This is a genomic window from Rheinheimera nanhaiensis E407-8, from assembly GCF_000296695.1.
Classification (GTDB): Bacteria; Pseudomonadota; Gammaproteobacteria; order Enterobacterales; family Alteromonadaceae; genus Alishewanella; species Alishewanella nanhaiensis.
In genome coordinates, this window is record NZ_BAFK01000003.1 from 133778 (window position 1) to 158100 (window position 24323).

General features: G+C 51.1%; 22 protein-coding genes. 10 read left to right on the top strand and 12 right to left on the bottom strand.

What is annotated here, in order from left to right:
- The first annotated feature begins 93 nt into the window (after nucleotides 1-93).
- Nucleotides 94-801 carry a hypothetical protein gene (locus RNAN_RS03575; protein ID WP_040551592.1) on the top strand — a complete coding sequence of 236 codons (708 nt, stop codon included), beginning with the start codon at nucleotides 94-96 and terminating at the stop codon, nucleotides 799-801.
- Nucleotides 802-1037: 236 nt separating this feature from the next.
- Here RNAN_RS03575 and RNAN_RS03580 read toward each other — a convergent pair whose 3' ends face one another.
- From RNAN_RS03580 to RNAN_RS03590, 3 genes are all read right to left on the bottom strand, one after another.
- On the bottom strand, nucleotides 1038-1832 hold the full coding sequence (locus RNAN_RS03580; protein WP_008218826.1) for a substrate-binding periplasmic protein: 795 nt from the start codon (nucleotides 1830-1832) through the stop codon (nucleotides 1038-1040).
- 211 nt (nucleotides 1833-2043) lie between these two features.
- The gene (locus tag RNAN_RS03585) at nucleotides 2044-2871 is read right to left on the bottom strand and encodes a MipA/OmpV family protein (RefSeq protein WP_008218827.1); all 828 of its coding nucleotides are present in this window, start codon (nucleotides 2869-2871) and stop codon (nucleotides 2044-2046) included.
- 182 nt (nucleotides 2872-3053) lie between these two features.
- Nucleotides 3054-3380, bottom strand: coding sequence for a hypothetical protein (locus tag RNAN_RS03590; protein ID WP_040551594.1), 327 nt, complete (start codon nucleotides 3378-3380; stop codon nucleotides 3054-3056).
- A gap of 267 nt (nucleotides 3381-3647) precedes the next feature.
- On the opposite strand from RNAN_RS03590, the gene RNAN_RS19065 reads away from it, so the two are divergent.
- Together RNAN_RS19065 and RNAN_RS03595 are read left to right on the top strand one after the other, a co-directional pair.
- Entirely contained in the window at nucleotides 3648-3893 is a 246-nt protein-coding gene (locus RNAN_RS19065) for a hypothetical protein (protein ID WP_148275645.1), read from the top strand.
- 38 nt (nucleotides 3894-3931) lie between these two features.
- Nucleotides 3932-6034 carry a cation:proton antiporter gene (locus tag RNAN_RS03595; RefSeq protein WP_008218831.1) on the top strand — a complete coding sequence of 701 codons (2103 nt, stop codon included), beginning with the start codon at nucleotides 3932-3934 and terminating at the stop codon, nucleotides 6032-6034.
- Between the two features lie 58 nt (nucleotides 6035-6092).
- On the opposite strand, the gene xseA is transcribed toward RNAN_RS03595, so the two are convergent.
- Complete coding sequence (gene xseA / locus RNAN_RS03600) at nucleotides 6093-7430, bottom strand: exodeoxyribonuclease VII large subunit (protein WP_008218832.1); 1338 nt, start codon at nucleotides 7428-7430, stop codon at nucleotides 6093-6095.
- A 136-nt stretch (nucleotides 7431-7566) separates the two neighbouring features.
- Between xseA and guaB the strand changes: the two genes are divergently transcribed.
- The 5 genes from guaB to RNAN_RS03620 all read left to right on the top strand — a co-directional run bounded on the left by guaB (nucleotide 7567) and on the right by RNAN_RS03620 (nucleotide 12996).
- Nucleotides 7567-9036, top strand: a complete 1470-nt coding sequence (guaB, locus tag RNAN_RS03605) for an IMP dehydrogenase (protein ID WP_008218834.1) — start codon at nucleotides 7567-7569, stop codon at nucleotides 9034-9036.
- Between the two features lie 58 nt (nucleotides 9037-9094).
- Nucleotides 9095-10672, top strand: a complete 1578-nt coding sequence (gene guaA, locus RNAN_RS03610) for a glutamine-hydrolyzing GMP synthase (protein ID WP_008218835.1) — start codon at nucleotides 9095-9097, stop codon at nucleotides 10670-10672.
- Nucleotides 10673-10796: 124 nt separating this feature from the next.
- Entirely contained in the window at nucleotides 10797-11453 is a 657-nt protein-coding gene (lepB, locus tag RNAN_RS03615) for a signal peptidase I (RefSeq protein ID WP_008218836.1), read from the top strand.
- Nucleotides 11454-11528: 75 nt separating this feature from the next.
- Nucleotides 11529-11696, top strand: a complete 168-nt coding sequence (locus RNAN_RS18840; protein ID WP_008218838.1) for a DUF3012 domain-containing protein — start codon at nucleotides 11529-11531, stop codon at nucleotides 11694-11696.
- 298 nt (nucleotides 11697-11994) lie between these two features.
- Nucleotides 11995-12996 (top strand): sensor domain-containing diguanylate cyclase, encoded by a 1002-nt coding sequence (locus RNAN_RS03620; protein WP_008218841.1) that lies wholly within the window; start codon nucleotides 11995-11997, stop codon nucleotides 12994-12996.
- Here RNAN_RS03620 and prmA read toward each other — a convergent pair.
- From prmA to RNAN_RS03660, 8 genes are all read right to left on the bottom strand, one after another.
- Complete coding sequence (gene prmA / locus RNAN_RS03625) at nucleotides 12993-13877, bottom strand: 50S ribosomal protein L11 methyltransferase (protein ID WP_008218844.1); 885 nt, start codon at nucleotides 13875-13877, stop codon at nucleotides 12993-12995. The two genes, RNAN_RS03620 and prmA, sit on opposite strands and share 4 nt — an antisense overlap.
- 75 nt (nucleotides 13878-13952) lie before the next feature.
- The gene (locus RNAN_RS03630; protein ID WP_008218847.1) at nucleotides 13953-14504 is read right to left on the bottom strand and encodes a hypothetical protein; all 552 of its coding nucleotides are present in this window, start codon (nucleotides 14502-14504) and stop codon (nucleotides 13953-13955) included.
- A gap of 12 nt (nucleotides 14505-14516) precedes the next feature.
- The gene (locus RNAN_RS18610) at nucleotides 14517-15782 is read right to left on the bottom strand and encodes an OmpA family protein (protein ID WP_008218849.1); all 1266 of its coding nucleotides are present in this window, start codon (nucleotides 15780-15782) and stop codon (nucleotides 14517-14519) included.
- Nucleotides 15782-17272, bottom strand: coding sequence for a hypothetical protein (locus tag RNAN_RS03640; protein ID WP_008218852.1), 1491 nt, complete (start codon nucleotides 17270-17272; stop codon nucleotides 15782-15784). Before RNAN_RS03640 ends, RNAN_RS18610 begins: the two co-directional genes overlap by 1 nt.
- Before the next feature lie 170 nt (nucleotides 17273-17442).
- A complete protein-coding gene (gene accC, locus RNAN_RS03645) occupies nucleotides 17443-18786 on the bottom strand; it encodes an acetyl-CoA carboxylase biotin carboxylase subunit (protein ID WP_008218854.1) in 1344 nt (447 codons plus the stop codon).
- A gap of 16 nt (nucleotides 18787-18802) precedes the next feature.
- Nucleotides 18803-19264, bottom strand: a complete 462-nt coding sequence (accB, locus tag RNAN_RS03650; RefSeq protein WP_008218856.1) for an acetyl-CoA carboxylase biotin carboxyl carrier protein — start codon at nucleotides 19262-19264, stop codon at nucleotides 18803-18805.
- Nucleotides 19265-19286: 22 nt separating this feature from the next.
- Entirely contained in the window at nucleotides 19287-19742 is a 456-nt protein-coding gene (gene aroQ, locus RNAN_RS03655) for a type II 3-dehydroquinate dehydratase (RefSeq protein ID WP_008218858.1), read from the bottom strand.
- A gap of 221 nt (nucleotides 19743-19963) precedes the next feature.
- Nucleotides 19964-21733 (bottom strand): protein-disulfide reductase DsbD, encoded by a 1770-nt coding sequence (locus RNAN_RS03660; protein WP_008218860.1) that lies wholly within the window; start codon nucleotides 21731-21733, stop codon nucleotides 19964-19966.
- 299 nt (nucleotides 21734-22032) lie between these two features.
- Between RNAN_RS03660 and RNAN_RS03665 the strand changes: the two genes are divergently transcribed.
- Together RNAN_RS03665 and groL are read left to right on the top strand one after the other, a co-directional pair.
- Nucleotides 22033-22323 carry a co-chaperone GroES gene (locus RNAN_RS03665; protein WP_008218862.1) on the top strand — a complete coding sequence of 97 codons (291 nt, stop codon included), beginning with the start codon at nucleotides 22033-22035 and terminating at the stop codon, nucleotides 22321-22323.
- 49 nt (nucleotides 22324-22372) lie between these two features.
- The gene (gene groL, locus RNAN_RS03670; protein ID WP_008218864.1) at nucleotides 22373-24010 is read left to right on the top strand and encodes a chaperonin GroEL; all 1638 of its coding nucleotides are present in this window, start codon (nucleotides 22373-22375) and stop codon (nucleotides 24008-24010) included.
- The last annotated feature ends 313 nt before the right edge of the window (nucleotides 24011-24323 follow it).

Consider the following 24323-nt stretch of genomic DNA (forward strand, 5'->3'; position numbering starts at 1 on the left):
TGCTACAGTTAAGTTTAAATGCAGCTAACGGAGATGTTCTATGCCTGAATTTGCGCCAAAGGGGTCAATACTAAGCCTCAGGGGTCATGTTTAATGCGATTTGATTCATTTTTAATCGAGCTAGTTGCAACTCCCGCATACCTATTGACTGCCTTCATCGTTGTGTTGGTGATTTGTCATTTGGTATTAATTAAATTTCTTAAACTGAGCGCAGTTGCATGGAAACGTGTTGATTACATTTGGCTCAGCATGGCTGCGTTCGGACTTTTTGCTACTAGCAGCCAAGTTGACCAGTATCTATCCGGACAATTGTTACAGAATCTTGAGATTCCCAGAGCGGAAAGTGATTATCGGCTGCTTCGGCGATGGGTTGATGACGCAGCAAAGCCGGAGAGTAGTATATGTATTGTTAGAGAGAGATCGGATTTTTCTCCGGATGATTTTGATGACATCGTACATGAGCAACGAAGCCAATGCAGTTACTTCAAATCGCTAAACACTAATATGCCATCGAGTGTTTCTTACCCTTTAAAACCCCTTGTAGAGCTTGGCTATGTTCAGTACCTCGGAACCACTAATTACGAGAGCTTTTACGTAGAAACACTAGAAAAATATGCGAGCGAGTATGAGGAGCAAAGAGATTTAGTACTTAGTCGTGCACTATCCGTACAAACTTCGACGTTTGAATTCCTGATGATGGTATTCGGACCACTTTTACTTTGTCTCGCTTTAGCTCTGCGAATTACTAAAGTCACGGCTGAGATTCAGGTTGAGAAAAAGAAGCTGAAAATGGGGGCGTAGCTAAACTTGATAAATGGCTGTCGATCACTAAAATATTGCCTAACAACACCCCTCCCGCTACCCGCAAGATCAGCGCCCTGTGAGGGCTTACTGTTTTCTGCGCGCTAAAAAGAATTTTAGGGGCGGCAAAGCAGGTCATAGCTTTAACTACTACTTCGCTTAGCGTTTGCTAAAGTGTATTAAGAAATGCTTCACCATCAACAGTATTGCCTTGGGCTACGTCGGCGTTACCGGCTTTATAAATCCACCAGCTGATAGCGGCTGAGTAAAGCAGCGTAAGCATCACTTTTTTTGTAGCGTTGTAAAGCCTGATCAAAGCGGCGGATCAGCTCTGGCGTTACGCTGCTTTGCCGGCTAAAGGCGAAGTAGATATCGACATAATCCAGCACCGGGTAAAGCACCTGCACCTGAGCAGCGGCTTGTTTTAGCTCGGGGGCGTGGCGCACGGTTATGAGTGAGGCTATGCCTAACTGCAGCCGGCGTTTAATCAGTTGCTTAAACAGCATCGGGTCGGAATCTACCACCGCGGCGCGGCTAAATTCCAGCCGGTCTATCAGCGGGCCATAGGAAAAATCACGCACCACTGCTACCGGTTGCTGGCTGAGTTTGGCCAGGTCACCATCAAATTGTACCTGGCATGGTGTTGCACATAGCAGCACTATAGGGTCACGCAAATAACTCTCGGTACTGAAGTAAAACTGCTCTGCTCTGACATCGGTTTTATAAAATACGGTAATAACATCGGCTTTACCGCTGGCTACGTGTTTTACTACCCGGCTCCAGGGCAAGCGCTGCCATTGCACGCTTAGGCCTAAATCAGTGGCGACAGCCTGTAATACATCAACGGAGAAGCCTTGCAAGGTATCGCCTTGCTGATAATAAAACGGTGGATAGTCATCAGCCGATAGCGCCACGCGTAGCGCCTGCGCATGCAACTGAAACAGCATAAAAAATAAACCGGACAGTAAAAAGCAGCGATGCCAAAACAACCAGCGCCGTATCGGGTGTGGGCATGCTATCGCGCTATCCATAGCTGTAGCCTCGGAACTACACATAGCTAAACTATAGTCCGCTGTTAACAAGTCACCATCATTTTTTTCTATGGATTGGCCAGTTAACCGGCAAAAATATTCAAGAAAAGCCCCGAGGGACGTGCCTTAGGGGCTGGGCCTAAGCTGTCGCCGTTCGCTGTGCTAGCCGCAGCGCCGGCAGCAGCCGGCCACTTTGGTCAAGCGGGTAGAACTAGAAGATGTAAATAAAGCCGATACCTATTTCCGCTTCATAGTTGCTACGGGCGATGGGGCTGCTACGCACTTCGCTGCTGAAGTGCTCGTATAGCGCTTCGGCGAAAATTTGCCAGTTTTCATTAATATTGTGCCGGTAATTGTAATCAACACCGACAGAGCGTAAGCCGCCGCTGAGCCGGGTTTCGTTCAGGCCCGATGCCAGTGACTGCTGTGCGGTAATGCCAAAACCGGTATTGGCATATTTGCTGTCATGAAATACGGCGACCAGGTTAATCTCTGAGCCGGAGCCATCGGTTTTATCGCCAAAACGGCGGCCGACACCAAACAGGCCAAGGTTGCCGTTATCACCGGCCACCAGCCGGCTAACTAACCAATAACGCCAGTCGTCGCTAAAAGCCCGCCGTGCCTGCAGCACGAGTTCAAAACCTTCTTCGGTATCACCCAGCCCATCAAGGCGGCCATCATCAGAGTCATTTTCTTCTCGGCCCTCATCAAAGCCAATTAACGCTTCCAGTAACCAGGTTTCTGCGCGCAGGCCGCGCCAGCCCAGCGCTTCGCCGGCGAAATAGAAAATGTTATCGCCGCTGCGCCACTGTATTGCGCCGGCGGGTTGTACTTCAAAACCAAATTCGTCTGAGCCTTCGTAGGCGGTTTCGTACTCGATACCCGCGCCCAGCGCAAACGCCCAGCCGTCATTGCCACGGGTAAAGTCGTCTACTGAGGGTAAAGGCACCATAGCGCGGTTTTCCTGCTGCGCTAATGCGCTTTGACAAAACACACCTTGCATCATCATCACTAATGCCAACGCGGTAAGCTTTTTCATACATATCCTTGCTGTTGTAAGTTTGGCCAGAACGCCACCAGAGTGTAGTAGCTGCAGCCTGTATACGGCTGATCTCTCAGGTTAGATTTACGCCGGCATGAATAGGCGGTTGGCTATTTCCAGGTGGCAGGTGACAGGGCGGCAGGCTAGCGGGAGCAAAGCCTGCGCCGGGGAAAGCGCATCTAGTAGCCTTCGGCACCTTCTTCGTAACAAAAGCGGATACCGTTTTCCATCTTACAGCGCGTTGCAGGTTGTTCAGGTGTACCTTTTACCGTTGAAATGACTTTTTTCGCTATAGCAATATCAGCTTCCAACCCCAGCTGGCCGAACAGTACTTCCTGCTCGTTAATCGTATTTTGCTCCATTAACGGCTGGTTGCGGCGCTCTTCTTCAAATAGCGCATGGTCTGCCACCATGCCAAGCACGGTACAACCATTGATAAAGGGAAGGGTGGCGCAGCTTAAAACCAGTGCTAACCGGCGCGCGCTGCGTGTTGCTGATAACGTCATAATGCAGTCCTGTTGCTTCGTGCATAACTCGCTGGCGGCAACTGTATCGCTGTGGCTAAAGTTTTACAACCTGTCGACAGTTATTTAAAGCAAATTTACCTGACGGCGGCGGTTGGTGGGTGCACCAGGCTGCGGGAGAATGCAGAGAAATCACGACGAACAGCGCTTTTAGCTTTACTTCCTGCCTGCAGGGGTTAGAATACGCGCGCTATTCTGAGCACTGAGCCAAATTTACTGCGCTCTGGTTATAAAAATAAGGTAATTGCAATGCATCCGATGTTAATCATCGCGGTTCGCGCTGCCCGTTATACCGGTATCGTTGTTACATTTATCCGCATGCTGCTGGCCAGGCTATGTTGTCAGGTTTTACCTGTCGTCTTTGCCAAAACGTTACCAATTACCGTCATTGCACCTCTCCAGCAATATCCATCTCAGAATAAACCCCTTTCTAACCAGTGTTGTTTTAATGCCCTTTTACGCTGCGCCGGTAACACTGGAGTATTAACGATTTGACATTAAACCCGTTCAACATTTAGCGGAGAGCTTTGGCAATGGTACTAACCCTGACATCCACGCTGGCACTTTTTGTGTTAATAGCGCTGTCCACCGTGGTTTATTTTGCATCTAGACGTTTGAAAATGCCCTACACGGTACTGCTGGTGCTGGTTGGCCTGCTGCTGGTGCCCATTGTCAGTTTGCCTTACCTCAGTAACGTGTTTGGTTTTATCAGCGAGATGGCGCTAACGCCGGAGCTGCTGTTTTTTATCTTCCTGCCGGTGCTGATTTTTGAGTCTGGTTTTAATATGAATTTTCGCAAGATGGTCGACAACGCCTGGGCCATTTCGCTGTTATCCATTGTGGGCCTGTGTATCTCGGCGGTGATTATTGGTGTGGTACTGTATTACCTGTTGCCGTTAATCGGCATTGAAGTGCCCTTTATCCTCACCTTAATGTTTGGCGCTATTATCTCGGCGACCGATCCGGTGGCAGTGCTGTCGATGTTTAAAGAGTTTGGCGTGCCGCGCCGGCTGGGGATGATTTTTGAAGGGGAAAGTTTATTTAACGACGGTACAGCGGTGGCGCTGTTTTTCGTGTTTTTTGCTATCGCCACTGAGGGATTCTTTGGCAGCACCACAGTACTGCATGGGGTAAGCGAATTTATAATTATGTTGTCCTCGGGCATTGTGATTGGCTTACTGATGGCCGGCTTGTTTTCTAAGGCACTGCACTATACCAAGAGCAATGAATTTGTAACGGTGACCTTGCTGGTGATTTCCGCGCACCTGGTGTTTATCCTGACCGAGCTGATTAACAGCCTGGGGTATTTCCACGTCTCGTCCATTATTGCCACTACCGTCGCCTCGCTGTTTTTGGGCAATTACTCGCGTAATATTTTAGCGCCTAAGGTCGATGAGTATTTAAGTAAACTGATTGAACATATGGCCTTTATTGTCAACTCCCTGGTGTTCCTGATGGCCGGCTTGCTGTTTGCCAGCCTGGGCGTGAATTTTGCTGAGTTGTGGCTGCCTATTTTAGTGGCCGTGGTAGTGGTGGCGCTTACCCGTATTGTTGCCGTGTATGCGGTTATGCTGCCGTTAAATATGAGTAAGGTGGAAGAGCAGATCCCATCATCCTGGCGTAAGTTACTGGCCTGGGCCAGTTTACGCGGCGCCTTGTCGATTATTATCGTGTTGATTATCCCGGCCGACTTTACGCTGGAAGGCTGGAGCCTGCCGTATTCTCCGCGCGATTTCCTGTTAGCCCTCACCATAGGTTGTATTCTGGCCACGCTGTTTATTAAAGCGCCGATGATTGGCCCTATGATGCGCCGCTATAAAATTAATGCGGCAGAGCCGCTGGAAACCGCGCACCGCGCTGATTTGGGTATTTACTACCTGTTGATGGAGCGTTCACGCTTACAGGAACACCGGACAAAAGGCTTTTTCAGCGAAGAGAAATTCCAGTTTTTACTGGCGCAGGTAGAGCAGAAGCTGAGTGAAGCCAAAGCCGAGCGCCAAAGCCTGATGCAGCGTTATGGCCGCACCATTTTCGTGCAATCCCTGCACCTGGCGATGGTGAATATCGAGTTTACTATTCTTAAGCGGCTATACATTAATAACGAGGTGAGCTTAAGGCCTTATCGCAAAATTTACAGTAAGTTGTTCCTGCAAAAAGAAAAAATTGAGTACGCCCAGCATAACAACATTGATCCTGATGCGTTTCGTGAGCGCAAAGACATTTTTGAGTCGCTGGCCACGATGATGCATACCGTGTTCAGCCGTAAAGTCAGCGACGCCAAATTGCTGGAAGAAAAGCTGGAGTATTACCGCAGCCAGATGATTGTGGCCAGAAAGGCATTAATTATTATTGGCTTAATGCAGGATAACTTTGATGAACCGGTATTCCAGCAAGATATTTACACCGAAGTCACCGGCTTGTACCGTCACTATCAGGCGCGCAATGCGGAAAAATTAGCGGCACTGGCTGCCCAGCATCCGCAGTCATTACCAGCGCATCTGGAGCAGCTGGCTAACCGCTCTTTGGCACAATCTGGTCAGCGGGCGCTGAATTACCTGCATGAGAACGGTTTAGTCACCGAGGCGGCTGAAGAAGAGATCCGCCATCGGTTTGATACCAGTGGTAAAACTGCCTAGAGCGCATAAACTGCCTAGAGCGCATAAACTGCCTAGAGCGCATAAACAACCGGCGGCATTAGCCGCCGGTAACTTTTACCACCTCGGCTTCAAAGCCGCCCTCAGCCAGCTTTACCCTGACCTTATCACCCTGTTGTAACTGCTGACTGTTGCTAACCACCTGCTGTTTGGCGTCAAAGGTAATGCTGTAGCCGCGCGCCAGCGTGGCCAGCGGGCTTACCGTATTTAACTGGCTGCTAAAGGCAGCCAGCTGTTGCTTCCGCTGTTTTAGCTGGGCTTGCTGGGCGTTAATCAGCCGGCGCTGTAGCTCATGTAGCTTCAAGTTATGCTGTTGCAGGCTTTTTAGCGGCGATAGCTGACGCAGGCTTTTATCTGCATACTGCTGCCGCTGCTGTAAAATGCTGAGGGCACGCTTAATGGCGGCCGTTAAACGCAGTTGCAACTCGTCCAGCCGCTGCTGTTGCTGCTGCAGGCGGCGCTTGGGGTGCAGCGCAATAAGGCGCTGGCTTAAGTTTAACAGTGTCGGTGCGGCTTGTTGTAAGCGGCTGCGCTGTGCCTGCAGCAGGCGGTTTTTTAGCTGCAGTATGCGGTCAAGTAAATGCGACTGATCCGGTGATACCAGCTCTGCTGCGGCCGAAGGAGTGGGCGCCCGTACGTCGGCGACAAAGTCGGTTAAGGCAAAATCAATTTCATGGCCCACCGCGCTAACGATTGGAATAGGGCAGGCGGCGACGGCACGGCACAGGCCCTCGTCGTTAAAACACCACAAGTCTTCCAGCGAGCCACCGCCGCGGCCAATAATTAATACATCTACTTCGTTACGCCGTATCGCGCTGCTAAGCATATTGCGAAGCTGTGCTGCTGCAGTCTCGCCCTGCACCTGGCTGGGGTAAATAATCACTTCAATACCCGGCGCGCGGCGTGCTAAAACGGTCACAATGTCGCGCACGGCGGCGCCGGTAGGCGAAGTAATCACCCCCACGCGCTGCACCTGTGCTGGCAGGGCTTTTTTCCGCGCCGGGTCAAATAAGCCTTCGGCTTGTAATTTAGCTTTTAACTGTTCGAACTGTTGTTTTAGCAAACCTGCGCCGGCGCTTTCAATAAACTCGGCCAGTAACTGATATTCACCGCGCGGCTCATATACACTGATGCGGGCCCGAATAAGCACCTGCTGGCCGTTTTGGGGCCTAAAGCTGCTGTTACGGTTAGCCATTTTAAACATGGCGCATTTTACCTGGGCGGCACTGTCTTTTAGCGAAAAGTACCAGTGGCCACTGGCGGCGGCGACAAAGTTAGACACTTCGCCCTGCAGCCACAGTGTTTGAAACTGCAGCTCCAGCGTTAAGCGCACCTCGCTGTTTAAGCGCGATACGGTGTAAATATCCGGTGTAGTCATAACACTTGCGGTCTTGGCTGGGGTGAATAATGGCTAGGGTAACATAAAACAAAAAACCGTTTGTGATACGCGCGTAAAACCGTTAAAATTGCGCCGCAACATTCCCTATCTTTTCAGCCACAGCGAGATTGTTGCAATGCTCAGGATCAAACAAGAAGCCCTTACCTTTGACGATGTGTTACTGGTACCGGCGCACTCTACTGTTCTACCTCATACGGCCGATTTACGCACCCGACTGACCAAAAGCATCACGCTGAATATTCCTATGGTATCTGCGTCTATGGACACAGTAACCGAAGCCCGCTTAGCCATAGCGCTGGCGCAGGAAGGTGGCCTGGGTTTTATCCACAAAAATATGACCATTGAAGAGCAGGCTGCTAACGTACGCCGGGTGAAGAAATTCGAAAGCGGTGTGGTATCCGATCCGGTAACCGTAACGCCGGAGATGAGCATCCGTGAAGTGCAGGCGATGGCGCAGCAGCACGGCTTTTCCGGTTTCCCGGTGGTTGATGCCAGCAACAATCTGGTCGGTATGCTGACCAGCCGCGATATGAGCTTTGAAGCGAACAACAGCGAGAAAGTGGCCAGCTTAATGACGCCCCGTGAGCGTTTAGTGACGGTGCTGGAAAGCGCACCGCGCGAAGAAGCCTTTAAGAAAATGCACCAACACCGCATTGAAAAGGTGCTGGTGGTTGATAACGATTTTAAATTAAAAGGCCTTATCACCGTACGGGATTACTACAAAGCCGCCAGCAAACCCAATGCCTGTAAAGACGAGTTAGGCCGGCTGCGTGTAGGTGCAGCGGTAGGTGTAGGCCCGGGCACTGACGAGCGCATTGCCGCGCTGGTGGAAGCCGGTGTCGATATTCTGCTGATTGACACCTCGCACGGCCACTCACAGGGCGTCATTGACCGCGTGAAGCAAACCCGCGCCCAGTACCCGGATTTACAAATTGTCGCCGGTAATGTCGCCACCGCTGAGGGCGCCAAAGCCTTAGCACAAGCCGGGGCCAATGCCGTTAAAGTGGGTATCGGCCCGGGCTCTATTTGTACTACCCGTATTGTCACTGGTTGTGGCGTGCCACAAATTACCGCTATTTCTGAAGCCGCGATGGGCGTAGCCGGTACCGATGTCACTATTATTGCCGATGGCGGCATCCGCTTCTCCGGTGATATTGCCAAAGCCTTAGTGGCTGGCGCTAACTGCGTGATGGTCGGTTCTATGTTTGCCGGCACCGAAGAAGCACCGGGCGAGGTAGAGCTGTATCAGGGCCGTTATTACAAATCTTACCGTGGTATGGGGTCATTAGGCGCTATGGCGCAGCGTAATGGTTCATCAGATCGTTACTTTCAGGGCAACAACAATGCCGAGAAGTTGGTACCTGAGGGTATTGAAGGCCGCGTCGCCTACAAAGGCCCGATGGAGAACATTATTCACCAGCAAATGGGCGGCCTGCGCAGTGCCATGGGCTTAACCGGTTGCCCTACTATTGATGATTTGCGCACCAAGCCAGAGTTTGTCCGGGTAACCTCGGCCGGTATGGGCGAGTCGCACGTACATGATGTGCAGATCACCAAAGAAGCGCCCAACTACCGCTTAGGCTAAACTGTTTCCTGTTTTATCGGCTGGCTTACCCCAGCCGCTTTACTTTTTAAAGGTCGCTATGAACAAAAACATTCATCACCACCGCATCTTAATTCTCGACTTTGGTTCGCAATACACCCAGTTAATTGCCCGCCGTGTGCGCGAAATTGGCGTCTATTGTGAGCTGTGGGCCTGGGATGTGACCGAAGCGCAAATCCGTGACTTTAACCCCACCGGCATTATTTTATCCGGCGGCCCGGAAAGCGTACACGAAGCCAACTCGCCACGGGCGCCGCAGTATGTGTTTGAAGCCGGCGTACCGGTGCTGGGCATTTGCTACGGCATGCAAACCATGGCCGAGCAGTTGGGCGGCAAGGTGCAGGGCTCGGATATGCGCGAGTTTGGCTATGCCCAGGTAGAAGTGGTGGCCGAAAACGAACTGTTTGCCAAAATTGAAGACCATGTTGGCAGCAACGGCAATGCTTTGTTAGATGTGTGGATGAGCCACGGTGACAAAGTGGTACAAATTCCTGAAGGTTTTATTACCTGCGCCAGCACGCCAACCTGTCCCCATGCCGGTATGGTAGATGAAGCCCGTCAGTTCTACGGTGTGCAGTTCCACCCAGAGGTAACCCATACCCGTCAGGGCCTGCGTATGTTAGAGCATTTCGTGGTGGATATTTGCGGCTGCGATAAATTATGGACGCCGGCCAGCATTATTGAAGATGCGATACTGCGCTTAAAACAGCAGATAGGTGATGATCAGGTTATTCTAGGCTTATCCGGCGGTGTGGATAGCTCAGTGGTGGCGATGTTACTGCACCGCGCTATCGGTAAAAACCTGACTTGCGTCTTTGTTGACAACGGCCTGCTGCGCTTAAACGAAGGCAAGCAGGTAATGGATATGTTTGGCGATCATTTCGGCCTGAACATTATCAAAGTCGATGCCGAACAGCGTTTCTTATCGGCTTTAGCCGGTGAAAACGAGCCGGAAGCCAAGCGTAAAATTATCGGCCGGGTGTTTGTAGAAGTATTCGACGAGCAGGCGCAAAAACTGAGCAATGCCAAATGGCTGGCGCAGGGCACCATTTACCCGGATGTGATTGAATCAGCCGGCTCGGCTACCGGTAAAGCCCATGTAATTAAGTCGCACCATAACGTGGGCGGTTTACCGGCGCATATGAAACTGGGCCTGGTAGAGCCGCTACGCGAGCTGTTTAAAGACGAAGTGCGCAAAGTCGGCTTAGAGCTGGGCCTGCCATACGACATGCTGTACCGTCACCCGTTCCCGGGACCAGGCTTAGGCGTGCGCGTACTGGGTGAGATTAAAAAAGAATACTGCGACATACTGCGCCGCGCCGATGCCATCTTTATTGAAGAGCTGCATAAAGCCGAGCTGTACCATAAAGTAAGCCAGGCTTTTGCCGTGTTCCTGCCGGTAAAATCGGTGGGTGTAATGGGCGATGCGCGTAAGTACGACTGGGTAGTGTCCTTGCGTGCGGTAGAAACCATCGACTTTATGACCGCGCACTGGGCCCATCTGCCATATGATTTACTGGGCAAGGTGTCTAACCGTATTATCAATGAAATCAACGGCATTTCCCGTGTGGTGTATGATATCAGTGGTAAACCACCTGCGACCATTGAGTGGGAATGACCGATAAGTTATGTCAGAGAGGCCGGCAATATATGCCGGCCTTTTTTGTTTATTGATGCGCAATAACTGAACTTGATATCTACTGCTGAGTCATAAGCCTGGTACTTAATGAATGGAGTCAGAAATGCAAAAGCTCACCACCTTTTGGCGCAACAACCGCGGTTTTATTGTCTTTTTTAGTTTAATGCTGATGTTTCGCAGCGCAGTTGCCGATTGGTATGAAGTGCCCTCCGGTTCAATGCAGCCAACCATTCAGATTGGTGATCGCATTCTGGTCGATAAAATGGCTTACGATCTGCGCCTGCCATTTAGCGCAGTATCTTTAAAAAAACAGGCTGATCCGCGCCAGGGTGATATTGTAGTGTTTGTCTCAAAGGTGGCTGATAACCGCCTGGTAAAACGCGTTATTGGCGTGCCGGGTGATGTTGTTGCAATGCAAAACAACGTGCTGACTATTAACGGCAAACAAATAAGCTATATTGACTCTGACAGTGTGTATGAAGCTGCGGATACCGCTGTATTGGTTGAACAACTAAGTCAAATTTCGCATCAGGTGAAACTGGCGGCGCAGTCTGGTGTGCAGGACAGTTTTGCGTCGGTTAAGGTGCCAACGGGGCATTATCTGGTGCTTGGCGATAACCGAGATAACAGTGCTGACTCACGGGTAATAGGTTTCGTACCGCGGGATGAGATTATTGGCCGCGCCAGTAAGGTGCTGTACTCACTGAACTACGATAATTATTATCTGCCCCGCGCTGAAAGATTTTTCTCCACGTTGTAATAAGCCATCAAGTTGCGGTTCAGCTGGTGTCGGGCATCATAAACTGGTTTTTTACTTTTCAGGGAGTTAGCCAAGATGAAAAAACTGGGATTATTATTAGCTTGTTGTGCTTTTTTAACTGCTTGTGCGCCAGAGGTTGGTAGCAAAGAGTGGTGCGAAGATATGAAAGAAAAGCCGAAAGGCGATTGGAGCGCCAATGAGGCTGCTGACTTTGCCAAGCATTGTGTGTTGCCAAAGGATTAATCATAAAAGCCGGCTAAGTAAGCCGGTTTTTTTATATTAGGCTTTCGTTAGCCAGATTTAACGTCTAAAACAAAGGCTGACAAGAGGTTATTAAGGATAAACAAAGAAGCGGTTAAAGCTATGAAACAGGTAACACAATTAGAGTTTAGTATCTTTATTCAAGCGCCGGTTGAGCAAATCTGGCCGCTGGCACTGCAACGTTTAAAAGCGTTAGGTAAGTCAAGTTGACTTATCTCAAGTTGCTGATTGAATTACATAATGCTACTGTTTTTTATATCGGTCTATTGCTGAGTACATTATGGAAACTGTGCTGTCAGAGCTGAATTCAGCCTTTAATGAACATAATCTGGAACAACAGGTAAGGGCACTGATCCAACTGTTGCAACAATCTACCGGCCTTGAGTCAGCTTATTTTACCCGGATTGATTTAGATAAAGGCGTGCAGCAGGTGGTGTATGCGCTTAATTCCGGCAAATTGCAGTTGAATGAGGGGCTGACAGTAAACTGGGATGATACCTTGTGCAAGCGCGCCCTTGAACAGCGCCAGTATGTGACTACCGATGTTGCCAGTTGCTGGGGCGACTCAGTGGCGGCTTCTGAACTTGGTATTAATACCTATATGAGTGCGCCTGTGTGTTTGTCGGACGGTAAAGTGTACGGCACTGTCTGTGCAGCCAGCACCTTATCTGCATCAGTTTCCGCCGAAAACCGCACCCTGATAGAGCTGATTGGCCGGGTCATAGGCATGCAGGTTGAACGCGAACAATTAATGCAGCAATTAGAGCAGGAAAACCGCCAGTTTCGCAATGTGGCGTTGACCGATCCACTAACCGGCTTGGGTAATCGCAGGGCGCTGGAGCAAGAGCTTAACCGGGCACTGGCCAATAGCCAGCGCAACGGCACTGTTGTATATGCGGCTTATATTGACCTGGATAACTTTAAAACCATTAATGATGAATATGGTCATGATGCCGGTGACCGTTTTTTATTGGCGATCACCGACAGGCTGAAACAGGGCAGGCGCGATGGTGATTTTATTGCCCGTATCGGAGGCGATGAATTTGTTGTGTTTGGTTTTATAACTGGTACTGATGTAGTGCAGGCCGGCAAAATTCTGCGCCAGCAAATTTATGATACGACTGAGGATCAGTTTGATATCGGCACCAGTGTACTGTATTACAAAGGCGCCAGTGTTGGTCTGGCTTTGGCGCAACCTGGTGATGATGCCACTGTATTGTTAAAGCGGGCAGATGAGCAGATGTATCAGCAGAAAAAACTGCGCAAAACTAAGCGGGCTTAGGCCTGCTTACGGGCACTTAACCGAACCCACTCATCCTGCACGGCAATAGGATCAAAGCTAAATTCGTTGCTGTAGGCGTCGATCACTGATTGCGCCTGACTTTCCAAAATGCCAGACAGCGCGAGCAAGCCACCAGGTTTCACATAAGCACTGATAATGTCTTTTAGCTCAGCTAACGGGCCTGCCAGAATATTGGCTACCACTACATCGGCCTGAAAATCTTTTGGCTGATCTTTTGGCAGGTACAGCTCAATCTGGCCTTCGACATTATTGCGTTTGGCATTGGCGGTGCTCGCTTCAATTGCCTGCGGGTCAATATCCACGCCAATTACACGTTTAGCGCCCAGTTTAAGGGCCGCTATGCCCAAAATGCCAGAACCACAACCAAAATCGACCACGGTTTGCTCGGGTTTAACAGTTGCGTCCAGCCATTGCATACAGAGTGCTGTAGTCGGGTGGGTGCCGGTACCAAAGGCCAGGCCTGGGTCCAGCATCACATTAACAGCAGTCGGGTCAGGAATATCACGCCAGCTTGGGCATACCCATAGCCGCTGACCAAACTTAATCGGGTGGAAGTTATCCATCCACTCGCGTTCCCAGTCTTTATCTTCTAACTGCTCGAGTTTGAAGTTTGGCTCGCCTTTGAAAAATGATACCTGCTTAAGCTGGTTAACCACCTTATCCATTGGATGTTCGGCATCAAACAGGCCTACCACCACGGTATTGGTCCAGTAAATCACTTCACCCGGCATCGGCTCGTAAATCGGGGTGTCGTGCGCATCAAGAAAGCTGACTGCCTGTGCGCCCCAGCCCATCAGCATATCGCTGACCTGTTCGGCTTTTTCTTCAGTGGTGGTAACGCGCAGTTGGATCCAGGGCATGGTGTGTCTCGTTGGTTAAAAACAGCCGGCATTTTACCTGAAAAGCCGGCGTTTGGCAGCCGGCGTGCAGCAGCATTAAAACTGAAACTTGCTGACAACGGCGTCGGCTACTTGCAATAAGCGTGCTTTGCGCAGGGCTTTTTGCTCGTTGCTATCGCCCCGCACCGGGTGGCCGTGAAGCAGAATAAAGGCCGTTTCGTTATCATTGTTGGCAAAAATAAACAGTTGCAACTTATCTTTGCGCAGTATTGCGCTTACCGCCTGTGCTGGGGTGGCGATTTGCTCAAAGCGGCCACTGCCGTACTGGCGAATTTGTGCCAGCATGCCGTCACGCTCGGCATTAACGGCGCTGGCGTTGGGTAAACTGCGGATACTTGCAGTCAGTAGCAGTGCCTGGTCATGGGTGACAAGCTTGCAACTGGTTGCTTCACGACTGTTACTTTTGCTGGCTTGAAACTCACTGGCCAACAGTTGCCGCCATTTGGCATCATCGAACCAGTTGCAGGGCGATGCGTTTAACGCCTGTGCCCAATTGTCCCAGTTAAAGCCGGTCACCGGCTCTTCTGCCCATGCCGGTTTCGCGACGATAAATAACAAAGTAGTGACGATAATGGCGCTTAAACGCATACTTGGCTCCTGTTAGCGGCGTAACCGGCTGCCCGGCTTTATCAGTAAATCAACGCGGCGGTTGAGTGCCCGGCCTGCTTCGTCATCGTTACTGGCCACCGGCCGGCTTTCGCCATAGCCTTTAATGCTGACCTGCTCGGCAGGCAGTTTCAGGCCGGGTGCCAGATACTGCCATACTGCCTGAGCCCGCTGCTCGGACAGGATTTTATTGGCGCTATCTGAGCCGGTGCTGTCGGTGTGGCCCTCTACCGTGACACGGATATCCGGGCCATAGGCCGCGACTTTAGCCAGCAGTTCATCCAGCGCACTTTGCGCTTGCGGCTTGAGCTGGAACTGACCCACATCAAATAGCAGGGCGCTGTCCAGTGACAGCCTTATTTCGGCGCCTACCGCCGCTATGGCGTCGATATCAGCGCCGCTATGCATACCGCCACAGCTGGTGCCGGCGTTACGTAGCCTTACATAGTTATAGTGCTCACCTTCGGCCACCAGGCCGTTAATGTCGACATCAGCGCGGGCACCTTCAATCACACCTACCTCAATCCAGTTGCTACCGTCTTGCGAAATGGCCAGCTCGGTTTTCTCTACAAAGGGGCCCACTTCAAAAATGTACAGATCTGGCCCGGCGACATCGACCAGCACATTATCGGTAAATTGCACTATCAGTTCGCCGTCACAGCCAATCGAGATAAAATCCGGTGATTGGGTGGCGCGGTAATCCGGCTCGCCCAGCGCTTTTAGCGGATTATTAAAGGGGGCTCTGGACGGCTTTTCGCCGGGGATAAAGGCCACTACCTGATCGGCAAACGACAATTCGGCCAGCGGCAGGCAAATTTCCCGCTTGCCGCTACCATAGACCAGGCCGGGGCAATCATCAGACTGGCGGCCACCCACCAGGCTGGGTAGCTTAGCAGCCTCGCGCTGCTCCAGGACCTTACGGATATGGCTGGCGTTAACCTTGCCCTTGCTGGTTTGTGCCACCATTTGCGCCACTTCTTCTGCACTAAACTGTGCCGTGCTGCCGGCTGCTGCCAGCTCATCGGCAAAGTTACGGCCATGTTTGGTCAGGCTGCCACCCGCGTCGGTAATAAGCTGCTCCAGCTCCGCGGTGGTGAGCGGCGTGATATCTTCTTCAGCGGCAAGCTCCAGTGCTTGTTTGGCGCCGGGGGTAACCTCCACCAGCCGTTTTGAGCTGGCTTTTACCTTATCAATACCGCTTTGTGCCACCGCCAGCGCAGGGGCCAGTAGTAACAACAGCAGTGTGGTCCCTTTTAACATTAGTCGCTCCTTTTATAGCTGGTGGCCAGAGTGTTATAGAAGAAAAAGCCGCTGGTCTGACGCCACATAGGGTTATTGTTAAAGTCAGTTTCGCACCGGCCAACGCGATCCAGGATCTCGCTGAGTTTGTCATTCAGCTCCGGCAATTTGGCATCATAGGCTTGTTTGGTTTTCTCAAACGACTGGTTAATGGAAAACTTCTGTGCCGCCCAGGTGTTTTCCAGCAGCGCATGCGGCTTGGGTATTTTGTCGCCCAGCGTAATGGCGTTATTAACATAATCTTTGGTGCTGCGGTATATCACCCTTAGCCGCTCATACAGCAATAACTGGTTTTCTAAATCGGCCAGTGGCTGGGCATAGCATTGCTGACAGCGCTCATAGTTTTGCCATAGCGCATCGCCGTCCCGCACTATGCCATCGCCTTCAACCTGCGGTGGTTTACAGCTAAGCGGCAACGGCGGCAGATTATCTGCGCTGGGCTCATTGTCTTTATCCTGCTCCAGTAACAGTTTTAGCCGCTCCAGCTCTGCACGATTCGCGCCTACCTGCTCGGCCAGCTGCAGCACATGCTGCTCGGCGGCGGCCAGGCGCTCGGCATAGCTTTCGCCGTCAAGGCTGTCCTGGGCTTTGTCTTTGTCAGCGCCACCTTGTTGGCCGGGTTTATCCGCGGCAGGCTTGTCTTTGTCCGCTGTGCCGCTGCTGGCTGCTTTATCTTTATCGCTGACAACAGCGGCATCTTTGGCGTCTTTGGGAATATCAAAGGGGTTTTCGTGCTGCTTTGGCGGCGCTTTGTCATCCGGTTGCTGTGCCTGTAGCGGTGGGGCGGGTAGCAGGCTGGCGCCGGCTAACATCATGGCCGCCACCAGTGCGGCTGTGTGTTTGCGTTTTAACAGGGCCACCAGCAGCGCCACTATCAGCACTAATAACAACACCACCGCCAGTTGCCACCAGGATAGCGCGCTGCCCTGGCCTGCCGCGCCATTGGGGCTGTTACTGTGGTTGGGGTTACTTTCTGGCGGCTGATAAATACTGACCAGCGCTTTAGTGACCGGCTCGCCTTGCCACAGTAGCAGGGTGGCGGTGCTATCGCTATCGCCGGCAGGCACTATGCGTATGCCCACATCGCCATAAGCGCGGCCATCAAAACGAAACAGCCCCTGTTGCAGCGTGGCCTGATACTCGGCTGCGATCCAGCTTAAGCGGTGCAGCGAAACGTTGGCGCTTTGTTCGGGCTTTGCGCTAATTAACTGAATAGACAAGGGGGCGGCCGGGTTTAGACCACGGACAAAAAAACGCTGCTCTTTACCCGGCTGTAGCGTAAATTCTGTGCTATGCCAGCGGCCGGGCTTACCGGGCAGTTCGGCCAGTTTTAGCTGTTGGGCTTTTATTTTATCGCCGGGGGCGGCCATAGGTTCGGCGGGCAGCGGCGCGGTGCATAGCAGTAACAGCGTAACCGTAAGGCGGATAAAGTAGGTGCCTGAAACGTGCATAGTTCCTCCGTGACAACAGGCAGAAGCAGCTTAACACTAGTGCAAGTTAACCTTTTTGTCACAGCTGATAGCCGGCTAAAAACTGAAGTGGCTGAAATCTAATACAAAAAAATGCAAAAAAAACCGCCGTAGAGGCGGTTTTTAAATAATAGAAACAAATGCTTAGCGTATTACTTAATACCCAGTTTCTTTTCCAGGTAGTGGATGTTAGTACCGCCTTTGCAAAAGCCCTCATCGCGCATTATGTCTTTGTGCAGCGGGATATTGGTTTTAATACCTTCTACCAGCAACTCGTCCAGCGCGTTACGCATACGGGCGATGGCGATATCGCGCGTCTCACCGTAGGTAATCAGCTTACCGACCATAGAGTCGTAATTTGGTGGTACGCTGTAATCGGCATAAATATGCGAGTCCCAGCGGATACCATTACCACCCGGTGGATGGAAGCGGGTAATTTTGCCCGGTGATGGCATAAAGGTCTTCGGATCTTCGGCATTGATACGGCACTCTACCGCATGGCCACGAATAACGATGTCCTCCTGCCTAAGCGTCATTGGCAGGCCGGAGGCAATGCGCAGCTGCTCTTTAATCAGGTCAACGCCGCTTATCATTTCGGTCACCGGGTGCTCTACCTGGATCCGGGTGTTCATCTCGATAAAGAAAAATTCGCCGTTTTCAAACAGGAACTCGAAGGTGCCGGCGCCGCGATAGTTCATCACCTTACAGGCATCGACACAGCGGCCACCGATAAAGGCCCGCAGCTCAGGGGTAATGCCCGGTGCCGGTGCCTCTTCTACGACTTTCTGATGGCGGCGCTGCATAGAGCAGTCACGCTCACCTAAGTGAATGGCATTGCCCTGACCGTCGGCTAACACCTGAATTTCGATATGACGTGGGTTTTCGAGGAATTTTTCCATGTACACCATATCATTACCAAAAGCGGCCTTGGCTTCGGCTTTGGTCATCTCGATAGAGCTAACCAGCTCTTCTTCGCTGCGCACCACGCGCATACCACGGCCACCACCGCCGCCAGCGGCTTTCACGATAATCGGATAGCCGATACGTTTGGCAATAGCTTTGTTGGTCGCGGCGTCATCACCTACGGCACCGTCAGAGCCTGGTACACAAGGCACACCGGCTTTTTTCATCGCTTCAATTGCCGATACTTTATCGCCCATTAAACGGATAGACTCCGGGTGCGGGCCGATAAAGATCAGGCCGCTTTCCTCAACCTGCTGGGCAAAGTCAGCCCGCTCAGCTAAAAAGCCGTAGCCAGGGTGAATCGCCTGGGCATTGGTTACTTCAGCGGCGGCAATCAGTGCCGGGATATTCAGATAGCTTTGCGGTGAGGGCGCCGGGCCGATACAAATGGTCTCATCGGCCAGCAGCACGTGTTTTAAATTGCGGTCTACCGTGGAATGCACGGCCACCGTCTTTATACCTAGCTCTTTGCAGGCGCGTAGTATGCGCAGTGCAATTTCGCCGCGGTTGGCAATCAGTACTTTTTCTAGCATCAGTCTGCCTTTAGCGTTATTCGATCACAAATAAGGGCTGGTCAAACTCTACCGGCTCACCGTTTTCAACCAGAATTTCTTTTACCACACCGGCCTTGTCAGACTGGATCTGGTTCATCATTTTCATGGCTTCTACGATACACAGCGTATCGCCAACTTTAACGCTTTGGCCTACTTCCACAAAGGCTTTCGCTGTGGGTGACGCCGCGCGGTAGAACGAGCCTACCATAGGGGATTTAACCACATGGCCAGCGATGGCTTTAGGTGCATCTGCTGCTGGCGCAGCTGCAGGTGCTGCAGCAGGCGCAGGTGCTGCATATTGTGGTGCAGGAGCATAGTGCTGCATCTGCGGTGCATAGTGCTGCACCGGGCCGTTACGGCTGATACGAACTGACTCTTCACCTTCGGTGATCTCAAGCTCATTAATGCCTGATTCTTCCAGCAGCTCGATGAGTTTTTTTATCTTTCTAATATCCATGTCTTTTAGCCTGATTAAGTGATTATTGTTTGGTTGTTTGTAACGCTGCTACCGCCGCATCCAGCGCATAGTGATAACCTTTGGCACCTAAGCCACAGATCACGCCGCGGGCGATATCAGATAAATACGAGTGTCGGCGGAAACTTTCCCGCGCATGCACATTGGATAAGTGCACTTCTATAAATGGAATAGCCACTGCCAGCAGGGCATCGCGAATCGCCACGCTGGTATGCGTAAAAGCACCAGGGTTAATCAGAATATAATCTTGCTGGCCCAGACTTTGTTGAATGGCGGTAACCAATTCATGCTCGGCGTTAGATTGTAAATGTGTCAGTTCGACACCTTTCGCCGCTGCCTGTTCCGTCAGGTCGGTAATAATGTCTTGCAGGGTGGCGGACCCATACACTGCGGGTTCACGCACGCCTAACATATTCAGGTTAGGGCCATTTAAGACTAAAATTCGATAAGTTGCCGCCATTTGTGCGCTATTCCCGCTAATTGTTCTGATCCGGCACTATCTTGCCAAAGCTAAGTTGCAATTGCATCTGTTTGACGAATTTAACGCGTCATTAGAGCCTTTGGCTTAACAATAGCGCCTTATTATAGTGAAATCGTGACAAATGGCAGCAAAATACTGGTCTTATCAGCCAGAGTGTACAGCAGAGTAAGCGGCGCCGACTGTTAGCGCCGCTATAACGATTATTGCTGCAGTTGCTCCAGGTGGGCGGCAAAATCAGGTGCATTCATAAAACCGGTAACACGTGAGGGGGTTAATTCACTGCCATCCGGGCTAAAAAACAACAAGGTAGGCAAACCCAGCACCTGATAATGTTCCAGCAGAGCCTGATCTTTGCGTGTCATTTTTGTCACGTCCACTTTTATCAGCTGCATCTTTTGCATTTGAGCCTGTACTTCTGGTTTAGCGAAGGTCAGGTGCTCAAACTCTTTGCAGGCAATACACCACTCGGCGTACAAGTCGACCAGGGTATAGCGGCCACCGTTATTGGCAATTTTTTGCTGTAGCTGTTCAAGGGTATCTACCAACACAAAACCCTGTTGTTGCTCGGTGGCTGCAACCGACGCGGCGGGCTGCGCCGGCCAGAAGTAGCGCAGGTTGAGCAGTGCCGCGCCAAGTAGTAACACTTGCCCCAGCGTGAGCAAAACAGCTTTGGCGGTCAGGCTTTGTAAAGCAAACAATGTGCGGTACAGGTAAATGACAAAACACAGCAGCAGCGCAGTGCCTGCCAGCAGCACATAACTAAATGGCAGCATACGCTCAAGTAAAATCAGCGGCACGGCCAGCAGTAAAAAGCCAAAGCTGGTTTTAACCGCGTTCATCCAGTTACCGGCTTTGGGCAGCAATTTACCGCCAGAGCTACCCAGCAACAGCAGCGGCAAGCCCATACCTAAACTCAGGATATACAGCGTAACCGCACCCAGCAGTAAGTCGCCGCTTTGTGCCACATACAATAGTGCTGCCGATAACGGTGCCGTCGTACAGGGCGAGGCAATCAGGCCCGACAGTGCGCCCATGGTAAAGGCACCTTTATGCGAGCCGCCTTGCTGCTTATTACTCACATTGCTGATTTTCTCCTGCCAGCTTGATGGCAGGCTGAAGTTAAATACACCGAACATGGCCAGTGCCAGCAGCACGAAAATCACACTGGCGACAATCAGTACCGCCGGGTGCTGAATATAGCCCTGAAATTTCACGCCTAAACTGGCAACTACCAGCCCCAGCAGCGAATAGGTAATGGCCATACCCTGCACATAAGAAAATGACAGCGTAAAGGCACGTTTATTCGACAACTGCTGGCCCTGGCCAACGATAATGCTGGTTAAAATGGGATACATCGGAAACACACAGGGCGTAAAAGCCAAACCTAAGCCCAATAAAAAGAAACCGGCGAGGGTGGCGATACTGGCACCATCACTGAGCTTTTCTGCCAGTGAGGTTTGGCTCGATACGGGGGAGCTTGCGGTCGCTGGAGTTTGGTTATTGCTGTCATTAACCTGAGTGGCCGTGAGCGGTTGCAGCGGCACCTCTTTGGTTACCGGTGGGTAGCACAGGCCCGCTTCGGCGCAGCCCATATACTGAATTTTAAATACCGCATCTTCACTGATATCGGTTAGCGGTATGCGCAGTGTCAGCTGATGAAAATACACCTCGGTCACGCCAAAGAACTCATCTTCTATGGTCATGCTGGCCGGGTAGCTGGGGTGAGAGAAGCTTACTGCTATGCCACCGAGTTTTATTTTGTCTTTATATAAGTAGTAGCCATCGGCGATGGTCCAGCTGACCACCAGCTGGCCTTGCTGCTGCACAAAGTCAAACACAAAAGCTTGCTCAACCGGCAGAAACTGGTCGTTAGGTTTTAACAGGCTATCGAGCACTGAACTTTGCTGCGCCTGTACAGTGCCTAAGAGCAGACTGAGGCACAGCAGCGGATATAACAACAACTTTAACATTGGGGCGGTTTTCCTTATTTTAGCCAGCTTGCAGCGTGGCAATACACTAGCACGACAGCACTATACGCCGATAGCCGCGCTTAAGTTTACCAGACGCCACTATCTGCCAGGCTAAAGACCCGCGCAGTGCAGTGTCGCTTTCAGTGTGTGCGTCAGACGGTGTAGTTTTTGCGTTGATTGTACCGCACGTACAAGAAAATTTAAAAAAGCCCCTTGGATTTTTTTTCAGGCCGCCCCATATAGGGAGCACGCAATTTAACACCCATGTTAAAACACAAAAACGCTTTAGGAGATAGAGCATGAATATTCGTCCATTACATGATCGTGTCATCATCAAACGCTTAGAAGCTGAGAGCAAATCAGCTGGTGGCATCGTCTTAACGGGCGCTTCAGCGGAAAAATCTACCCGTGGTGAAGTGGTCGCAGTTGGCAATGGCCGTGTGTTAGACAACGGTGACGTTAAGCCGTTAGACGTAAAAGTTGGTGACAAGGTACTGTTTGGTGCCTATGTAGAGCGCACCGAGAAAATTGATGGTCAGGAATACGTCATCACCAAAGAAGACAATATCTTAGGTGTGATTCTGGACTAAACTTGCGCAAACTTTTTAACGCATTAACTGAATTTTAAGGATTAGAAAAATGGCTGCAAAAGACGTACGTTTTGGCGATGAAGCCCGTAATAAAATGTTAAAAGGCGTGAACGTGCTGGCAAACGCTGTGCGTGTCACCTTAGGCCCGAAAGGTCGTAATGTTATCCTGGATAAATCTTTCGGCGCGCCACTGATCACCAAAGACGGTGTATCAGTTGCAAAAGAAATCGAGCTGGAAGACAAATTCGAAAACATGGGCGCGCAAATGGTGAAAGAGGTTGCCTCTAAAGCCAATGATGAAGCCGGTGACGGTACTACTACTGCGACAGTATTAGCGCAAAACATCATCAACGAAGGTGTAAAAGCCGTTGCTGCTGGCATGAACCCAATGGACTTAAAGCGCGGTATCGACAAAGCCGTTATCGCTGCGGTAGCCGAGCTGAAGTTATTGTCTCAGCCATGTGCTGACAGCAAAGCGATTGCGCAGGTAGGTACCATCTCTGCTAACTCAGACGATGAAATCGGCCAGATCATCGCTAACGCGATGGACAAAGTAGGCAAAGAAGGCGTTATTACTGTTGAAGAAGGCCAGGGTTTAGCCAACGAGCTGGACGTGGTTGAAGGTATGCAGTTCGACCGTGGTTACTTATCACCGTACTTCATCAACAATCAGGAAGCGGGCCAGGTAGAACTGGACAACCCGTACATTCTGACTGTGGATAAGAAAATCTCTAATATCCGCGAATTACTGCCGGTATTAGAAGGTGTGGCTAAATCTGGTAAGCCTTTACTGATTATCGCTGAAGATGTTGAAGGCGAAGCCTTAGCTACATTGGTAGTAAACAATATGCGCGGTATCGTGAAAATTTCTGCGGTAAAAGCACCAGGTTTCGGCGACCGTCGCAAAGCCATGCTGCAGGATATCGCTACCCTGACTGGCGGTACCGTGATTTCTGAAGAAATCGGTATGGAGCTGGAAAAAGCAGGCCTGGAAGAGTTAGGTACGGCCAAGCGCGTGGTGATCACTAAAGATAACACTACTATTATCGATGGTGCAGGTGAGCAATCTGCGATTGATGGCCGCGTGAAGCAAATCCGTCAGCAAATTGAAGAAGCGACATCTGACTACGATAAAGAAAAACTGCAAGAGCGTCTGGCTAAACTGGCTGGCGGTGTGGCAGTAATCAAAGTGGGTGCTGCTACTGAAATTGAAATGAAAGAGAAAAAACACCGCGTAGAAGACGCGCTGCACGCAACCCGTGCTGCCGTTGAAGAAGGCGTGGTGCCTGGCGGTGGTGTAGCCCTGGTACGTGTTGCTGCCAAACTGGCTGACCTGCGTGGTGCGAACGAAGATCAAAACCACGGTATCAAGATTGCGCTGCGTGCGATGGAAGCACCACTGCGTCAAATCGTTGATAACGCCGGTGAAGAGCCTTCAGTGGTGGTTAATCAGGTGAAATCTGGTAGCGGTAACTACGGTTACAACGCAGCCAGCGGCGAGTACGGCGATATGCTGGAAATGGGTATTCTGGACCCAACCAAGGTTACCCGTTCTGCACTGCAGTTCGCTGCTTCTGTAGGTTCACTGATGATCACTACCGAAGCCATGGTAACTGAACTGCCGAAGAAAGATGCCCCGGCAATGCCTGATATGGGCGGCATGGGTGGCATGGGCGGCATGATGTAATGCGACGAGAGTCGCGGAGGTCGCTATCCTCGCGGGGTTACACCGATAGTATACACTAACTTCGGTTAGTGTATACCCCACCCGCAAACATAGTAGTCGAAAATCCGTTGGTCGGATTCACCCAATCCGATCAGCGGCATTCCTTAGGGAGTGTTTCGCCTGATTGCATTGGATGTAATCAGCTTGATCAAAATAGGCGCTAGTATGCTGCCTTCAACAGGCTAAGCCACTGTCATCAGTTGATGACCATAGAAGAAAAACGGCGACTTCGGTCTGCCGACAACACGCTATGCGAGGTTTACGCCGTCAAGCC

Bases quoted from the DNA above. Each gene is read 5' to 3' on its own strand.
- RNAN_RS03665 (WP_008218862.1), top strand. From the start codon at position 22,033: ATGAATATTCGTCCATTACATGATCGTGTCATCATCAAACGCTTAGAA.
- groL (WP_008218864.1), top strand. From the start codon at position 22,373: ATGGCTGCAAAAGACGTACGTTTTGGCGATGAAGCCCGTAATAAAATG.
- RNAN_RS03575 (WP_040551592.1), top strand. From the start codon at position 94: ATGCGATTTGATTCATTTTTAATCGAGCTAGTTGCAACTCCCGCATAC.
- RNAN_RS18840 (WP_008218838.1), top strand. From the start codon at position 11,529: ATGAAAAAACTGGGATTATTATTAGCTTGTTGTGCTTTTTTAACTGCT.
- xseA (WP_008218832.1), bottom strand. From the start codon at position 7,430: ATGACTACACCGGATATTTACACCGTATCGCGCTTAAACAGCGAGGTG.
- guaA (WP_008218835.1), top strand. From the start codon at position 9,095: ATGAACAAAAACATTCATCACCACCGCATCTTAATTCTCGACTTTGGT.
- RNAN_RS19065 (WP_148275645.1), top strand. From the start codon at position 3,648: ATGCATCCGATGTTAATCATCGCGGTTCGCGCTGCCCGTTATACCGGT.
- RNAN_RS03640 (WP_008218852.1), bottom strand. From the start codon at position 17,272: ATGCACGTTTCAGGCACCTACTTTATCCGCCTTACGGTTACGCTGTTA.
- accB (WP_008218856.1), bottom strand. From the start codon at position 19,264: ATGGATATTAGAAAGATAAAAAAACTCATCGAGCTGCTGGAAGAATCA.
- guaB (WP_008218834.1), top strand. From the start codon at position 7,567: ATGCTCAGGATCAAACAAGAAGCCCTTACCTTTGACGATGTGTTACTG.
- RNAN_RS03585 (WP_008218827.1), bottom strand. From the start codon at position 2,871: ATGAAAAAGCTTACCGCGTTGGCATTAGTGATGATGATGCAAGGTGTG.
- lepB (WP_008218836.1), top strand. From the start codon at position 10,797: ATGCAAAAGCTCACCACCTTTTGGCGCAACAACCGCGGTTTTATTGTC.
- RNAN_RS03595 (WP_008218831.1), top strand. From the start codon at position 3,932: ATGGTACTAACCCTGACATCCACGCTGGCACTTTTTGTGTTAATAGCG.
- RNAN_RS03630 (WP_008218847.1), bottom strand. From the start codon at position 14,504: ATGCGTTTAAGCGCCATTATCGTCACTACTTTGTTATTTATCGTCGCG.
- RNAN_RS03590 (WP_040551594.1), bottom strand. From the start codon at position 3,380: ATGACGTTATCAGCAACACGCAGCGCGCGCCGGTTAGCACTGGTTTTA.
- prmA (WP_008218844.1), bottom strand. From the start codon at position 13,877: ATGCCCTGGATCCAACTGCGCGTTACCACCACTGAAGAAAAAGCCGAA.
- RNAN_RS03660 (WP_008218860.1), bottom strand. From the start codon at position 21,733: ATGTTAAAGTTGTTGTTATATCCGCTGCTGTGCCTCAGTCTGCTCTTA.
- accC (WP_008218854.1), bottom strand. From the start codon at position 18,786: ATGCTAGAAAAAGTACTGATTGCCAACCGCGGCGAAATTGCACTGCGC.
- aroQ (WP_008218858.1), bottom strand. From the start codon at position 19,742: ATGGCGGCAACTTATCGAATTTTAGTCTTAAATGGCCCTAACCTGAAT.
- RNAN_RS03580 (WP_008218826.1), bottom strand. From the start codon at position 1,832: ATGGATAGCGCGATAGCATGCCCACACCCGATACGGCGCTGGTTGTTT.
- RNAN_RS03620 (WP_008218841.1), top strand. From the start codon at position 11,995: ATGGAAACTGTGCTGTCAGAGCTGAATTCAGCCTTTAATGAACATAAT.
- RNAN_RS18610 (WP_008218849.1), bottom strand. From the start codon at position 15,782: ATGTTAAAAGGGACCACACTGCTGTTGTTACTACTGGCCCCTGCGCTG.